Source organism: Pseudomonas sp. HTZ2, assembly GCF_033173945.1.
GTDB classification, from domain to species: Bacteria; Pseudomonadota; Gammaproteobacteria; order Pseudomonadales; family Pseudomonadaceae; genus Aquipseudomonas; species Aquipseudomonas guariconensis.
The window spans coordinates 3,809,752-3,826,081 of record NZ_CP137332.1 but is presented as its reverse complement, the minus strand read 5'-3'; the positions used below and the strand labels follow the sequence as shown (position 1 = coordinate 3,826,081).

8 protein-coding genes and 1 tRNA gene are annotated in these 16,330 nt (G+C 54.1%); all 9 read left to right on the top strand.

Annotated elements, in window-relative coordinates; all coding sequences use genetic code 11:
- Nucleotide 1: 1 nt before the first annotated feature.
- The 9 genes from ihfA (at nucleotide 2) to R6G97_RS17655 (ending at nucleotide 16,233) form a co-directional block, all read left to right on the top strand.
- Entirely contained in the window at nucleotides 2-304 is a 303-nt protein-coding gene (gene ihfA, locus R6G97_RS17695; protein ID WP_003250679.1) for an integration host factor subunit alpha, read from the top strand.
- Nucleotides 285-641, top strand: a complete 357-nt coding sequence (locus R6G97_RS17690) for a MerR family transcriptional regulator (protein ID WP_317847297.1) — start codon at nucleotides 285-287, stop codon at nucleotides 639-641. The genes ihfA and R6G97_RS17690 overlap by 20 nt, the downstream gene beginning before the upstream one ends.
- Before the next feature lie 112 nt (nucleotides 642-753).
- Nucleotides 754-830, top strand: a tRNA-Pro gene (locus tag R6G97_RS17685).
- 215 nt (nucleotides 831-1,045) lie between these two features.
- Nucleotides 1,046-4,156 (top strand): type I restriction endonuclease subunit R, encoded by a 3,111-nt coding sequence (locus R6G97_RS17680; protein ID WP_317847296.1) that lies wholly within the window; start codon nucleotides 1,046-1,048, stop codon nucleotides 4,154-4,156.
- Complete coding sequence (locus tag R6G97_RS17675; RefSeq protein WP_317847295.1) at nucleotides 4,150-5,784, top strand: HsdM family class I SAM-dependent methyltransferase; 1,635 nt, start codon at nucleotides 4,150-4,152, stop codon at nucleotides 5,782-5,784. The genes R6G97_RS17680 and R6G97_RS17675 overlap by 7 nt, the downstream gene beginning before the upstream one ends.
- Nucleotides 5,777-7,048, top strand: a complete 1,272-nt coding sequence (locus R6G97_RS17670) for a restriction endonuclease subunit S (protein WP_317847294.1) — start codon at nucleotides 5,777-5,779, stop codon at nucleotides 7,046-7,048. Before R6G97_RS17675 ends, R6G97_RS17670 begins: the two co-directional genes overlap by 8 nt.
- Nucleotides 7,049-7,181: 133 nt before the next feature.
- Nucleotides 7,182-9,086 (top strand): AAA family ATPase, encoded by a 1,905-nt coding sequence (locus R6G97_RS17665; RefSeq protein WP_317847293.1) that lies wholly within the window; start codon nucleotides 7,182-7,184, stop codon nucleotides 9,084-9,086.
- Complete coding sequence (locus R6G97_RS17660; protein ID WP_317847292.1) at nucleotides 9,083-10,756, top strand: ATP-dependent helicase; 1,674 nt, start codon at nucleotides 9,083-9,085, stop codon at nucleotides 10,754-10,756. The genes R6G97_RS17665 and R6G97_RS17660 overlap by 4 nt, the downstream gene beginning before the upstream one ends.
- Nucleotides 10,757-11,109: 353 nt before the next feature.
- Nucleotides 11,110-16,233, top strand: coding sequence for a RecQ family ATP-dependent DNA helicase (locus R6G97_RS17655; protein WP_317848164.1), 5,124 nt, complete (start codon nucleotides 11,110-11,112; stop codon nucleotides 16,231-16,233).
- Nucleotides 16,234-16,330 lie beyond the last annotated feature (97 nt).

Genomic DNA, 16,330 nt, shown 5'->3' with positions numbered 1-16,330 from the left:
TATGGGTGCTCTGACGAAAGCTGAGATGGCCGAAAGGCTGTACGAGGAGCTGGGGCTCAACAAGAGAGAGGCCAAGGAGCTGGTCGAGCTGTTTTTCGAAGAAATTCGGCACGCACTTGAAGAGAACGAGCAGGTCAAGCTGTCCGGATTCGGCAACTTCGACCTTCGCGACAAACGCCAGCGGCCGGGCCGCAACCCCAAGACAGGGGAAGAGATCCCGATCACCGCTCGCCGCGTCGTCACCTTTCGTCCAGGGCAGAAACTGAAAGCCCGGGTTGAGGCCTATGCTGGAACCAAGCCATAACGACGAGCTGCCCCCCATTCCGGGCAAGCGCTACTTCACCATCGGTGAGGTCAGTGAGCTCTGTGCGGTAAAACCGCACGTGCTGCGTTATTGGGAACAGGAGTTCCCGCAACTCAACCCGGTCAAGCGCCGCGGTAACCGGCGGTATTACCAGCGCCAAGACGTGCTGATGATCCGCCAGATCCGCGCGCTGCTGTATGACCAGGGCTTCACCATCGGCGGGGCGCGACTGCGCCTCTCCAGTGACGAGGCCAAGGATGACACTACCCAGTACAGGCAACTGATCCGGCAGATGATTGCCGAGTTGGAGGATGTGTTGGTGGTGTTGAAGAAGTGAACCGAACCCGATGAATGGAAAGTTTTTTGAAAAAAAGCTTCCATTAATCAAAAGGTTAGGGTAAATTTCTTCTCGTTCTCAGCAACATTGAGAATTTGCTTCAAAGCCCAGTCGGGGCGTAGCGCAGCCCGGTAGCGCACTTGCATGGGGTGCAAGGGGTCGAGTGTTCGAATCACTCCGTCCCGACCAAAAAACCCTAAAAAATCCAGTCACTTAGCGGTGACTGGATTTTTTTATGGGCGAGAGTTTAACGTTGTGATTAAAAAATAGCCGCTCTGGTTGCCAATTGGTTGCCAATTGAGATTGGCTTGAGAAGGATAGGGGGCTAGCATCGATCAAGGGGGCGGGGAGGATCAGCTCGTGCCTACCCGAGCTGATCCACGCATTAAGGAAGAGCACATCCGATGGTTTTCAGTGAAGATTCGCGCGTCAAGATCCCTTGCATCTTGCACCTGGTTCGCCTTGGCTACAGCTACCTCTCCCTGAAAGGGGCTTCTTGGGATGAGCAAACCAATATCTTCCCGGCGCTTTTTTGTTCTTCGCTGGCCAGGATCAACCCTGGCGTGGACGCCGCTGACATCGACCGCCTGCTGGCGGAGGTCAAGCTCTTACTGGACAACGAAGACCTTGGCCAGGCTTTTTACGACCAGCTCACCGAGCGTTCTGGCATTCGCCTGATCGACTTTGAGAATTTCGACAACAACAGCTTCCACGTTGTGACCGAGCTGCCATGCCGAAATGGTGATGATGAGTTCCGGCCCGACATCACCCTGCTTATCAATGGCATGCCGCTTGCCTTTATCGAGGTCAAGAAGCCTAACAACCGCGAAGGCGTGCTGGCCGAGCGCAACCGTATCGTCACTCGCTGCCGCAATCCGCGCTTCCGCCGCTTCATCAACATCACCCAGTTGATGGTCTTCTCCAACAACATGGAGTACGAAGACGGCTCGCCGCAGCCAATCGAAGGTGCCTTCTATGCGAGCCCTTCGTATGACATGCCGACATTTAACTACTTTCGCGAAGAAGAGGCGTTGGATCTGGCCGAGCTGCTGGCCTCCGAGGATGACGCTGTCGAAAACGCGGTGCTACGCGACAACAATCTCAACGTCATCAAGCACAGCCCAGAGTTCCTTACTAACAAGGATCCCGACGCACCGACGAATCGTATTTGCACGTCATTGTTCAGCCGTCAACGGCTGGCTTTTCTGCTGCGTTTTGCACTCGTCTATGTCAACGAGGCTGACGGGCTGCAAAAGCACGTCATGCGCTACCCGCAGCTTTTCGCCACTAAAGCGATTAAGAAGAAGCTCGATGCCGGTGTGCACAAGGGCATCATTTGGCACACACAGGGCAGCGGCAAAACCGCGCTTGCCTATTACAACACCCGCTTCCTGACTGACTACTTCCAGCGACAGGGCATCATCCCCAAGTTCTATTTCATCGTCGACCGGCTCGATCTGCTCATCCAGGCCCAGCGCGAATTTTCCGGGCGTGGGCTGATCGTACACAGCATCGACAGTCGTGAAGCCTTCGCGCGCGATATCAAGGCTACTCAGGTGTTGCACAACCACAGCGGCAGACCCGAGATCACAGTGGTCAACATCCAGAAATTCCAGGATGACCCGGACGTGGTGCGTACCGAGGACTACGACGTTAACATCCAGCGCGTCTACTTCCTTGATGAGGTGCACCGTAGTTACAACCCCCAGGGCAGTTTCCTAGCCAACCTCAGCCAGTCGGATCGCAGCGCCATCAAGATTGGCCTTACCGGCACCCCCTTGCTGGGTGACGACTACAATTCCCGCGCCTTGTTCGGCGACTACATCCACAAGTACTACTACAACGCCTCCATCGCCGACGGCTATACCCTGCGCCTGATCCGCGAAGAAATTGCCACCAACTACAAACTGATCCTTCAGGAAGCGCTGGCCGCTGTAGAACTGCAACAGGGTGATATAGATCGCAAGCTCGTCTACGCCCACCCGAGGTTTGTCGAGCCAATGCTCGAATACATCGTGCGTGACTTCGAGAAGAGCCGCGGTGCGTTGGCCGATGCTAGCATCGGCGGTATGGTGATCTGCGACAGCGCCGAGCAGGCCCGACAGATGTTCGAGATCTTCAACGCCGTTCATGCCAAGCAGGGCCAGCCCACCCCCAACTTGCAGGACTCCTCACAAGCTTTGGTCTCGGCGGCGAAGCCCGGCAGCTACGCCGTCCGCTGCCAGCAGGAGAACCGCATCAAAAGCGCCGCACTGATCCTGCACGACGTCGGCAGCAAGGAAGAGCGTAAGCAATGGGTGGAAGACTTCAAGGCGGGCAAGATCGACTTGCTGTTCGTCTACAACATGCTGCTCACCGGCTTCGATGCCAAGCGCCTGAAAAAACTCTATCTAGGCCGGGTGATTCGTTCGCACAACTTGTTGCAGGCGCTCACCCGTGTCAATCGTACCTACAAGGACTTCCGCTACGGCTATGTGGTCGATTTTGCCGATATCCGCAAGGAGTTCGACGCCACCAACAAGGCCTATTTCGACGAGCTGCAGGCAGAGCTGGGCGATGAGGTCGAGCACTACTCCAATCTGTTCAAATCCGCTGAAGAAATCGCCGAGGAAATCGAGGCGATCAAGGACATCCTATTCAGCTTCAACATCGAAAACGCCGAAGAGTTTTCGCGGCAGATCACCCAAATTCAGGATCGAGCCACGGTGCTGGCGCTCAAGAAGGCACTGGCCGACGCCCGCAGCCTCTACAACCTGATTCGTCTGCAGGGTGATTACGCGCTTTTGCAACAGCTTGATTTCCAGAAGCTCAACCAGCTCTACCGTGAAACCTGCAACCACCTTGACCTGCTCAACCTGAAAGAGAACATCGAATCCAGCACAGACACCAGCAACCTGCTCAACGTGGCGCTGGAAGATGTGCTGTTCATGTTCACCAAGGTCCGCGAAGAAGAGCTGGTACTGGCTGACAAGCTCAAGAACACTCTGCGCCAGACCCGCGAGGCTCTGGCCGACAATTTCGACCAGCAAGACCCCAAGTTCATCACTCTGAGGGAAGAGCTGGAGCGGCTGTTCAAGAAGAAGAAACTCAACGAAGTCACCCAGGAAGAAATGACCGCCAACATCGGCGCGCTCAACGCGATTCATAGCCAGGTCAAAGAGCTCAACCGGAAGAATAACCAGCTGCGCGCCAAGTACCAAGGCGACGCCAAATACACTCGTATCCACAAGCGCCTGCAAGAGCGCGGCGGTCTCACCCAAACAGAACGCCGCTTGTTTGAGGCGCTCTCCGGCGTCAAACAGCAGGCCGACGAGCAGGTGCTGCAGAACACCCAGCTTGTGAACAACGAAAGCTACTTCGAGCGAATGATGATGCCGTTGGTGATTGGCGAGTTCCAAAACCGCCAGAAAATCCAGCTCACTCCGGACGCCTCCCACACCATCAACCAACTGGTTGTGGCCGAATACATTAATGAATTTGCCTCAGGCACTCGAACAGGAACACGTACGTGGTAACGCAAGAATTTGAGCAACGCACCCGCCAACTGATCGACAGCCTCAAGGCCATTTGTGCAGCCTATGGCCTGGGCAACGATGGCAATGAGTTCAAGATCATCACCCAGGTCTTTCTCTATAAGTTTCTCAACGACAAGTTCACCTTCGAAGCCAAGAAAATCCGTCCCGAGTTGAACCAAGCACTCACTTGGGAACAGGCCATCGCCGGTCTTAGCGCGGATGAATTGGAAATGCTGCAATTGCAGTTGGGGCCGGACACTCCACGCCTGAAGCCTGAGCACTTTCTCGCCCATCTGTTCGGCCGGCAGAATGAGCCTGAATTCGCCAAGTTGTTTGACGACACCCTTCGCGACATCGCCATTACCAACAATGACATCTTCGCGGTGAAAACCGATGGCGGAGCCAAGGTCACGCTGTTTGATCGCGTCAGCGAATACATTTCAGACCCGTCCAAACGCGACAATTTTTGCCGAGCACTGATCAACAAACTGGTGGAGTTCAGCTTTGAGCGCATCTTCACCCAGAAGTACGACTTCTACGCCGCGCTATTCGAATACCTGATCAAAGACTACAACAGCAACAGTGGCGGTAAATACGCCGAGTACTACACGCCACACTCCGTAGCGAAGATCATGGCTTCTATCTTGGTCCCGGAGGATGTGCGCGGCAAAATCAAGAACGTGAGCTGCTACGACCCTTCAGCCGGCTCCGGCACCCTATTGATGAACATCGCCCACGCCATCGGCGAGCAGCGCTGCAGCATTTATTCGCAGGATATCTCACAAAAGTCATCCAGCTTGCTACGCCTGAACCTGATTCTAAACAACCTGGTGCACTCTATCCCTAACATCATCCAGGGCAACACCATGCTCCACCCCTACCACCGGGAGGGCAAGGCGCTTAAAAAGTTCGATTACATCGTCAGCAATCCACCATTCAAGATGGACTTCAGCGATTTTCGCAACGAGCTGGACAGCAAGGAACATCAGGAGCGCTTCTTCGCCGGGGTACCAAATATTCCCAAGCAGGCCGTCGACAAGATGGCAATTTACCAGCTCTTCTTGCAGCACATCATTCATTCGCTAAAGCCTGGCGGCAAAGCGGCTGTAGTAGTACCCACCGGCTTCACAAGTGCGCAAAGCGGCATCGACAAGAGAATCCGTCAGCACCTGGTAGATAACAGAATGCTGGCTGGCGTGGTCTCAATGCCCAGCAACATCTTCGCCACGACCGGGACCAACGTATCAATCCTGTTCATTGATGCCACTAACAAAGAAGATGTAGTTCTGATCGACGCATCAGGCCTCGGTACTAAGGTTAAGGACGGAAAAAATCAGAAAACCCTTCTTTCAGATGCTGAGGAAGACCGAATCATTGCTTCATTCAATGGCAAGCAGGCCGTGGAAGATTTCGCAGTGGTAGTCAGCTACGCCGACATCGCGGCGAAGAACTATAGCCTCAGCGCCGGGCAGTACTTTGAGGTGAAAATCGAATACAGCGAACTTACGCCTGTGCAGTTCGCAGCCAAGATGAAGGGCTTTAGTGAGAATTTGAATAAACTCTTCGAAGAGTCGGCTGGTCTCAAGGCGGAGATAAATAAGCAGCTGGCGGGTTTGCGATATGAGTAAAGTAATAAAAACTAAAAGAAAATTTTCTGGGAAAACAACCCCGTTGCATAAACTTTGTTTCTCAATAACCGACTGCCATCACTCAACTCCTATCTGGAGCGAAAGCGGGAAAATTGTTGTTAGAACTTTTAACATTAAAAATGGCAGGCTCGACCTTGGTAGTGTCTCTTATACGGATGATGAAACGTTTCAGGAGCGAACTTTACGGGCCAAGCCTGAAGCGGGGGACTTGATCATTACCCGAGAAGCGCCTATGGGTGAGGTTTGCGTTATTCCCGACGGCATCGAGTGTTGTCTTGGTCAGCGAATGGTTCTAATAAAGCCTAATCCAGAGAAAATAGGCAGTAAATACCTTCTTTACGCAATGTTGTCTGAGTTTGTTCAGGGGCAAATAAATCAGAGCGATAAAACAGGGTCAATTGTTAGTAACTTACGAATTCCTTTGCTAAAAGAGCTTGAGATCCCGCTGATTGATAAGTCTGAAGAGATTGCAGCTGTTCTTTCCGCTCTCGACGCCAAAATTGACTGTAATAACCGTATTAATTCTGAGCTGGAGGCGATGGCCAAGACGCTATACGACTACTGGTTCGTGCAGTTCGACTTCCCCGACTGCAACGGTAAACCTTACAAGTCCTCCGGCGGTAAGATGGTTTACAGCACTATGCTAAAACGGGCTATTCCGTGTGGGTGGGAGGACTCAAGCATTCTGGCCGTTGCTGACCTGCTTGGTGGCGGAACGCCCACGAAAAAGAAGGCTGAATATTGGGGGGGGGATATCCCATTCTTTACCCCAACTGATGCTGATGGGGAAAGCTTCAAGTTTTCGACGGCAGATTACATAACCGTGCAAGGCCTTAAAGGCAGTAGTACCAAGCTTTTTGGAAAGCATACTGTTTTCATTACAGCGCGCGGATCTGTAGGCAAACTGACACTGGCAGGCGTCGATATGGCAATGAATCAGTCTTGCTATGCTTTGCGCGCCAAACCAGGAATCAGTCACACATTTCTTTTCCTCCTCGCCAAGGAATTAATCCATCACCTGCAGGTTAAATCCTCAGGGTCTGTCTTCGACTCCATCGTCTCAAATGATATTGAACTGACTAAGTTGGCAATTCCAACGGTGGATGTGATCGAAAAATTCGCTGCGGTTGTTGAGCCCGCGTTCGAGAAGATCGCCAACAACATCAAAGAGAACCTGCAGCTTGCTCAACTCCGCGATTGGCTACTGCCCATGCTGATGAACGGCCAGGTTACCGTGGTCTAACGTGCCCCGCCATGACTGATAACTAATCACATTTCAAATCTTGCTTACAGGCTTCTGATTTTCATTTTTCGTGGTCGGCGAGATGCTGTGTACTGCGCTCCGCGAGCTGTAACAACAAGGATGATCGAGCATTATGAAGCTACAGACGCTGCGCCTATCAAGTTTTCAGTCTTACGGTGCCGGGCCTACTGATGTTGACCTCGTAGCCATCACCTATTTGATCGGCCCCAATGGTTCCGGCAAGACCGCTGCGCTCCAAGCACTGTGTCGCTTGTTTGCGTTTGATCCGGCCCAGCGCCGTATTCAGCGCTCTGACTTCCATGTCCCGTTCGATGAAAAGGAGATTCCGGCAGAGCGCCAGCTTTGGATCGAAGCAGATTTTCTTTTCCCAGAACTGGCCGAAGACGAAGACAACAGCACGGTTGCTCCTCATTTTGGACACATGCGCCTAGATGAGCCAGACGGCGTTCCACGAGTGCGTTTCCGTCTGAGCGCTGCCATGGGGCCCGATGGCGACATCGAAGAAACCTTTGTTTATGTACTGGACGTCAATCCAGATGGTTCGCCCCTTACCACGGCGCAGGTGCCGCGAACCGAGCGCAACCATATTCATGTTCACTACCTGCCCGCGCGACGTGATCCCGCGGACCACATTGCTTACGGGGCCAATGCTTTGCTTGGGCGGATACTCCGAGCTGTGCAGTGGGATAAAGAGCGCGACGTTATTAGGGGGCTTACAGACGGCATAAGCGATAGCCTGGCAGCCAACCCATCAGTCAATACGTTCAGTGTGCATTTGCAAAATGCATGGACGTCGCTGCACAAAGGCAATTTCTTTGCTGACCCCAAGATTACTTTCGTTGCCTCTGAGATTGAGGCGCTGCTTCGGCACATGTCCGTTTCGTTCACACCAGGGCATGACGAAAACTTGGTCGATTATTCTCGGCTGAGTGATGGCCAGAAATCGATGCTCTATCTGTCACTCGTGCTGTCGTCGCAGGCCATAGGTCGCGCCGTTTTAACTGAGCAAGATAAGTCCTTTGATCCAGACAAGCTGCGCCCCCCGGTTTTTACACTTATTGCCGTTGAAGAGCCTGAGAACAGTCTTTCCCCTCACTACTTGGGAAGAATTGTCAGCGCACTGAATGCCATGACAAGCCAAGGCGATGCCCAAGCCCTCATCGCGACGCATGCGCCTTCCATGCTCCGGCGAGTCGAGCCTGAACACATTCGCTACTTGCGGCTGACTGAGGCGCGACAATCGCGCGTAACCTGCATTCACTTGCCTGACAAAGCGGACGACGCGCACAAGTTCGTGCGCGAGGCAGTACAGGCATTTCCCGAAGTTTATTTCTCTCGATTAGTTGTCCTCGGCGAAGGGGACAGTGAAGAGATCGTGTTGCCGCGCCTATTACGGGCCAAGGGTGCGCCGATTGATGAGTCAGCTGTCGTGATAGCGCCGCTGGGGGGCAGGCATGTCAACCATTTCTGGCGTCTGCTGGAAGCCCTGCAGATTCCATATCTAACGCTGCTAGATTTGGATGTGGCCCGCCATCAAGCAGGGTGGGGGCGCATCAAGTACGTGAACGACCAACTGGCAGCACATGCTCCTGCCAGGATGCTTCCGGCGGACCATGGAATTCCACAGTGGAACGATGACGCTCAACCTGTTCGAACCTACCCACATTACTTAGGGTTACTTGAGCAACGAGAAGTGTATTTCTCGTCTCCTATGGACCTTGATTTCGCGATGCTTCTCGCCTATCCAGACGCTTATAGCGTTGAGGAAGAGGTGCCAGATGCTGATGCTATCAAGGCCGTTCTGGGGAAAAGCCATCACGGCTCATCCCAATATAGCGAAGACGAACTTAAGCTGTTTGGCACCTATCATCAACGCTTCAAACTTGGTAGCAAGCCCGCCGCCCACATCAGTGCACTTGCTCAACTGAGCGACCAAGATTTACTTGAAGATATGCCTGCATCCCTGAGTAGATTGGCGGACGCCGTCATCGCCAAACTCGCGGAGTTGCCGGAGTGATCGTAACCGAAGCCTGGCAGCCCGCTGATGGGCTGACGCTGGAGCCTAATGCCAAACTCGCAGCCAAGGAACAGGAGCATTGTCTTGCGTTGACCGCTGGACCAGGTGCCGGCAAGACCGAGATGCTGGCACAGCGAGCTGATTTTCTTTTGCGCACTGGCACTTGTCGTTATCCCAAGCGGATTCTCGCCATCTCGTTCAAAGTTGATGCCAGCAAGAACTTGAAAGAGCGGGTTCAGCGTCGCTGTGGCTCAGATCTGGCCTCACGTTTCGATAGCTTCACCTTTCATGCCTTTGCCAAGCGCATCATCGATAGATTTCGGCCGGTTTTGACCGGGGATGATGCCCTGGACGCGGGTTACACAATCACCGATAGGAAGGTGGGTTTATCCCGAACACAAATTACGTTCGGCGATCTAGTGCCGTTGGCTATTAAGATATTGCAGACGTCTAAAGTGGCCCGTAACGCCATTCGCCAAACCTACAGCGATGTTTTTTTGGATGAGTTCCAAGACTGCACCAATCTGCAGTATGACCTTATAAAGCTAGCCTTTCAGGGCACCAGCATACGTCTCACAGCCGTCGGTGATACCAAACAAAAAATTATGGGCTGGGCCGGAGCCCTTGATGGCATCTTTGAAGCCTTCGCTGCTGACTTCGAAGCGGTACCGCTCAACATGTACCGCAATTTCCGTTCTCAGCCTCGCTTACTCAGAGTGCAAAACGAGATCATCCGTATCCTTGACCCAGCGTCAGCCATGTCCGAAGAGCAGCTTGCGGGGGATGGAGGTGAGGTATTTGCGTGGCAATTTGAGGACAGCCGAAAAGAGGCAGAGTGCTTGGCCGACTTGATTGCCAACTGGATAAGAGTTGAACAGCTACCACCGTCCGAAATCGCGGTGCTGGTTTCCAAGCAGTTGGAGCTGTACGCCGACCATCTCATGGCAGCACTAGAGGACCGTGGTATTCCTTTCCGTAACGAACAGCAGATGCAGGACATCACGGTCGAACCGGCAGCGCGATTGATCGTGGATTATTTGTCCTGTCTTTATGGCCAGCGTGAGCCCAAAGCCTGGGTTCGGTTGATGAACCAGTTGATTCCTTTCGCGGATGATGAAATTCAATCCAGCACTCGCAAGAATGTAGATCGATTGATAAAGCGTCAGCGAAAAGAAGCTGTCGTTGCAGAGCTTCTTGAAGTGCCGTTTTCAGGTTGGTGGGAGGCCGCACGGGCGTTCTTGAGGCAACTTAGTATCGAAACCCTGAGCGCGCTTTCCCCGGACTATGAGTCTTATGACAGGCTCAAGGAAGTTGTCCGAGACACCAAAATGCGCATCGAAGAATTGCTCAAGATCGAACCTGATCTGCCCAAGGCACTTGAGCGTTTTTCGGATGACCAAGCGGTACGCATCATGACGATGCACAAGAGCAAGGGCCTGGAGTTCGACTCGGTCATTCTCTTAGGTGTCGAAAACCAGACCTTCTGGGGGAAGCCAGACGAAGAGCGTTGCGCTTTCTTTGTTGGCGTATCACGGGCCAAGCGTCGATTGATAATGACTGTCTGTGAACGCCGTGAAACGCCCCCATCCAAGCCATACAAGTGGCGAGAGCAAAGAGTGCCTCATGTTGAGTTTCTCAGTTACGCCACCCCGTTTTTAAGTAACGCATGACATTCACCAAACGAGCTAAGACCGTTGCTCTCAGATGGATGCATAAGATTTTAAGAGGGGCATCAAATGACGCGGATGTGGATGGTACGTGGTGAGTCAGTAAGTCTTTACGATGCATTTCGCGAGCGTGAAGTGGCGGCAGTCGGCTGGAGCCAATTGGCACCGCTGGCTTGAGAATGAGATCCAAGAGTGGATCAAGGCCAGAGTTGCTGAGCGAGATCGCATCAACTGATTGGAATCCTGATGCTGATAAGCTCATCTGGGTTTCATGGGCACGGCGTCACACTTTTGTTGCTGGCGTTTTGCCTTTAAAGTCCAATCAGGCATTTGCAGTAGCAGGGATCGCGTCAGGGATGTCATCAGTTCCCCAACCCAAGAGCTTGGTCATCGATCTGGAGGTCGCTCCCGGTAAGGAGGGGCAGCCAGATCGTATCTTTAAGGTCGGGGCTGCGCGGCCTGACCTCGGTGTCGAGCTTGATCGTAAGGTCTCGAAAAATCTCTCCGAGATTCTTGCTGAAGTCGATGCGCTGTCCGATGGCGCTGGCTTTCTTCTGGGGCATAACGTCATCGAACATGACTTGCCCATCCTCAAGCAGCAGGCACCTACTCTTGCTCTGCATTCTCTGCCAGTCATCGACACCTTAAGACTATCCCCTCTGGCCTTTCCGCAGAACCCGTATCACCGGCTGGTCAAGGATTACAAACTCATCCGGGACAGCCTCAACTCGCCGCTTGCAGACTGTCGTTCGACGCTGGTTTTGTTCAGAGATCAGCGAGATGCATTTGCGCAGTTGAATGAGACCAATCGTGCTGAGCTACTCTGCTACCAGGCATTGCTTGCTCCAAGCATAAAGAGTGATCTGGGATCTTTTTTCGCCTCGCTAACGGGGCAGACTGCAGTTCCGATTTCGGATCTGCAGCGGCTCATTCCCAGTCTGTTGGCGGAAACCGATCCATCATTGGATCGTGATCTCAAGGTATGTAGAGCTCGACTGGAAGCTCTCCTGGCTGAGGACCTTGAGCAGACGGATTTGCATCTGCCCTTGGCCTATGCCCTTGCGTGGTTGCGGGTGTCGGGGGGCAACTCTGTCCTTGCGCCTTGGGTGCGGCATCAGTTCTCTGCTGTGGGGCGATTGATCACTGAGCTCCGGGACGTTCCCTGCGGCCGTTCAGACTGCCGCTACTGCTGCACGACCCACGACCCGCGCCATGAGCTGAAGCGCTACTTCGGCTTTGCTGATTTCCGCTACGAACGCCCCGGCCAAAGCCTGCAACACGATGTGGTTCTCGCAGGCATGCAGGGCAGACATGTGCTCGCGATCCTGGCAACCGGTGGTGGTAAATCACTGTGTTACCAACTGCCGGCGCTGAATCGTTTTCATCGTAACGGCAGCCTGACCATCATCATTTCGCCTCTGCAGTCGCTGATGAAGGATCAGGTTGACGGGCTTCTTGAGCGAAATGTGCAGTGTGCTGCGACGCTCAATGGCCTGCTGACCATGCCTGAGCGTGCTGATGTGCTGGAGAAGGTCCAGATGGGCGATGTCGGCATTCTGCTGGTATCTCCTGAGCAGTTCCGCAACAAGGCTTTCCGGCGTGCGATACGCCAGCGCCAGATCGGCGCTTGGATCTTCGACGAAGCACACTGCTTGTCGAAGTGGGGCAACGATTTCCGTCCAGATTACATGTACGCCTCGCGCTTCATTCGCGAGCACACAGGCAATCAACCCCTGGCCCCCATTGGTTGCTTCACTGCAACGGCTAAGCCGGATGTGTTGGCTGATATCCGTGATCATTTCAAGGAAGGCCTCGGAATTGAGTTTGATCAGTTCCTGGGGACTCATGAGCGGACGAATCTTAGCTTTGAAGTGCTGCCCTGCAGTCGTGGCGAGAAATGGCCCAGAACTCATCAATTGCTTGAGGATCACCTCGGCGGCCAGGACGGTGGTGCGGTCGTTTTCGTTGCAAGTCGCAAGGGCGCTGAAGAGCTTTCAGAGTTTCTAGTCGGGCAGGGATGGCCGTGCCGCCATTTCCACGCCGGGATTGAACCCAATGACAAGAAGGATATCCAGGACGACTTCAAGGCTGGGCGGCTCCGCATCATCGTTGCCACCAATGCCTTTGGCATGGGCGTCGACAAGTCCGATATCCGCCTGGTAGTTCACGCAGACATTCCTGGTTCGCTGGAGAACTACCTTCAAGAGGCAGGCAGGGCAGGGCGTGACCAGGTTGCAGCACGCTGTGTGCTGCTTTATGACTCGCAGGATATTGAGACCCAATTTGGATTGTGCGAGCGCTCAAAGCTCAGCCTCCGTGACATCCAACAAATTCTCCGCAAGCTGCGTTTCGAGTATGCCAGACGTAAGGGCGGTGAGCTGGTCATCACCGCCGGCGAGATTCTCATGGATGAGACCGTCGAGACTTCGTTCGACGCTGACGACAGTGATGCTGAAACCAAAGTGGTAACCGCGGTTGCCTGGCTGGAGCGGGGGCAATACCTCAAGCGAGAGGAAAACAGTACACAGATTTTTCCGGCGCGCCTGAGTCTGAGCGAAGCGGACGCCGAGCAGCGTTTGCTCAAGGCCAATCTGTCGGAGCGGCGCCGTGAAGAGTTCGGCGCAATTCTGAAATACCTCTACCAGGCCGACGCCGATGAGCGGGTTAATACGGACAACCTGATGTCGCTCACCAGCCTGACATCTGAGGAGGTTGTTAGCACCCTCAAGCAGATGGAGGAGCTGGGCCTACTCGTCAACGATACCCAACTGACCGTATTGCTGCGTCACGGCGTGGTGGATGCTTCCATTCAACGCCTGGAGCAGACCCTGGCATTAGAGGGGGCGCTGTTCGAGGTACTAAGCGAGCTGGCGCCAGATGCCGAGGATGGCAGTTGGCAGGATCTCAATCTCGCGGCTCTGACGGCGGGGCTCAAAGCCAGACTCGAGCGCGAGGATGTCATCCCGTTGCAAGTGCTTCGCCTGCTGCGCAGCCTCTCTCAAGATCGTGAAAGCAACAGCCAGCCACGCAGCAGTTTTGAGCTAAAGCAGGTCAATCACGACTACATCAAGCTAAAAGTTCAAGGTAAGTACAGCTGGTCGCAGATTGAACGTTTTGGTGAAAAGCGCAGAGTCATTGCCAGCAAGCTGCTTCAATTCTTGATCGGAAAGCTGGCTCCGGCCTCCAAGGGCAAAGATCTGATGGTGCAGTCCACCTTCGGTGAGCTAGTGGGTGTGATCGAGTCGGATCTGGAGCTCTCACAGGTCATCCCCCCCAACCAGCGTCAGCGAGCAATTGAGCATGTGCTGTTGTACCTGCACAAGCAGGAGGTGCTGACGCTCAACCACGGGATGACTGTGATGCGTCGAGCAATGACCATTGAGGTAAACGCAGACAAGAAGGGCAGCTACCTCAAAGACGATTACCTGCGTCTCGATGAGCATTACAGCGAAAAGCGTATCCAGGTCCATGTGATGCGTGAATATGCCGAGGTCGCGCTCGGCGCTATGGCGAGTGCGCTGGAGCTGGTGCTGCACTATTTCACGGACTCAAAAGATGCCTTCTTGCAGCGCTATTTCTCTGGCCGCGAAGAGGTGCTTAAGCATGCCACCAGTGAAGAGTCCTGGAGATCCATCGTTGAGGATCTGAGCACTCAACAGCGACTCATTGTGGTCGATGACGACGACGTTAATCGCTTGGTGTTGGCAGGGCCAGGGTCTGGCAAAACTCGCGTAATCGTTCACCGTATTGCGTACCTGCTGCGTGTTCGACGGGTTCCTGCCAATGCAATTGTGGCGTTGACCTTCAATCGGCATGCGGCCAATGAAATACGGCGGCGACTTTTGAGCCTTGTCGGAGCTGATGCCTACGGCGTCAGCGTCATGACCTACCACAGCATGGCCATGCGACTGACCGGCACTCGTTTTGAGCGTAGGGATGTTGTCGACGAGGGGGCTCTTAAACAGGTTCTGGAGGACGCTGTTGAGCTTTTGGAGGGCAAGGGAACAGCCGATGGAGAGGACGACCTGCGAGAGCAGTTGTTGCGTGGCTACCGCTACATCCTGGTTGATGAATACCAAGACATCGATGCTCTGCAATACCGTTTGGTGAGTGCGCTTGCCGGTAGGCAGTCCAGTGAGGAAGGGCGTTTGTGCATTCTGGCGGTAGGCGATGATGATCAGAACATCTACGCCTGGCGCGATACCAACAACCGCTACATCGAGCGCTTTCGCGAGGATTACTCTGCCGCTACCAGTTACCTCGTCGAGAACTATCGTTCGACTCAGAGCATCATTGCGGCTGCAAATCACCTGGTTGGCAACAACCCCGGGCGCTTGAAAGCGTCCTATCCGATCCGAATCAACCGCGAGCGCCAGTCAGATCCTCTCGGGGGACAGTGGCAGGCGCTTGATCCAGGTCGCTCTGGACGGGTTGCACGATTGGCAATTGATCCCAGCGATAGAGCTGTTGGCAACCTTCAGGCGCAGGCTGCTATAGGCGAACTCAAGCGACTGCTGGCATTGGAAGAGGGTGGCTGGAGTGGATGCGCCATTCTTGCCCGTACCCATCAGTATCTGTGGCCAGTCCAGGCGCTTTGCGAGCTTGCCGGAGTTCCGTACTTTCTGGCCTCGGATAAAGATAGTGCGCTGCCCATCACTCGGCAGCGTGATTTCGTGGCGGTTGTTGATCGACTTCGAGAAGCCAATGAGGCGCTTTCGGCTGCTATGGCGTGGCAGCAGGTGTCTGCGGGAGTGGGTGAGAGCTGGTGTAACTTTTTCCAGGAGGCTTTCACCCAATTGCAGGTCGAGCTCGGTGATTGCCAGCTCAACAGTGCTGCAATCGTGGACTGGCTCTATGACTACGCTCGGGAGATGCGGCAGCAGACCAAGAGTGGCCTGTATTTGGGCACGGTGCATTCAGCGAAAGGCCTAGAGTTCAGGCATGTCGTACTGCTTGATGGTGGATGGAATGTACAGACTGAGGGACTTAACGATGAGCGCCGGTTGTACTACGTGGGTATGACGCGCGCAGAGCAGACGCTGACTCTGTGTGAGTTCAGTGCAGCGAATCCTTTCAGTGGAAGTTTGTCGTCTGACATCGTGCAGCAGACCTTCACCGGCGATTACAACCCAGCTTTGGAGCGGCGTTATCTGCAGCTCAGTTTGAAGGACATCGACATTGGTTTTGCCGGACGTAGCCCTGTAACAGACCCTATCCATGAGGCACTGAGGTCCCTGGAGCCGGGGGCGACGCTGAAGCTTGAGCAGCGAGGCGAGCGTTATGTGATTCTGGACGACCATGGTCGGGTTGTCGGGCGGACTTCTCAGTCCTTTAGGCTGGATCTTGAGGTTGAATACTGCGAGGTTGCGGGTGTGGTGGTTCGGTTCCTAGAGGACAGCGAGGAGCAGTATCGGTCTCTGCAGAAATGCGAGCGCTGGACGATCGTTATCCCAAGGGTTTGTGGAGTACCTAGCCACTGATCTGGGCTTGCTCGGCAGGCCAAATCGGGTTCGCGGATTACTCAAGTCTGGGGATCCTCTCTGCTATCAAGCTCATGGTAGTGCTTCTAAAACAGGG

What these genes read in the sequence shown, in the direction of transcription:
- ihfA (WP_003250679.1), top strand. Translation starts at nt 2, where the DNA reads ATGGGTGCTCTGACGAAAGCTGAGATGGCCGAAAGGCTGTACGAGGAG.
- R6G97_RS17690 (WP_317847297.1), top strand. Translation starts at nt 285, where the DNA reads ATGCTGGAACCAAGCCATAACGACGAGCTGCCCCCCATTCCGGGCAAG.
- R6G97_RS17680 (WP_317847296.1), top strand. Translation starts at nt 1,046, where the DNA reads ATGGTTTTCAGTGAAGATTCGCGCGTCAAGATCCCTTGCATCTTGCAC.
- R6G97_RS17670 (WP_317847294.1), top strand. Translation starts at nt 5,777, where the DNA reads ATGAGTAAAGTAATAAAAACTAAAAGAAAATTTTCTGGGAAAACAACC.
- R6G97_RS17665 (WP_317847293.1), top strand. Translation starts at nt 7,182, where the DNA reads ATGAAGCTACAGACGCTGCGCCTATCAAGTTTTCAGTCTTACGGTGCC.
- R6G97_RS17655 (WP_317848164.1), top strand. Translation starts at nt 11,110, where the DNA reads ATGTCATCAGTTCCCCAACCCAAGAGCTTGGTCATCGATCTGGAGGTC.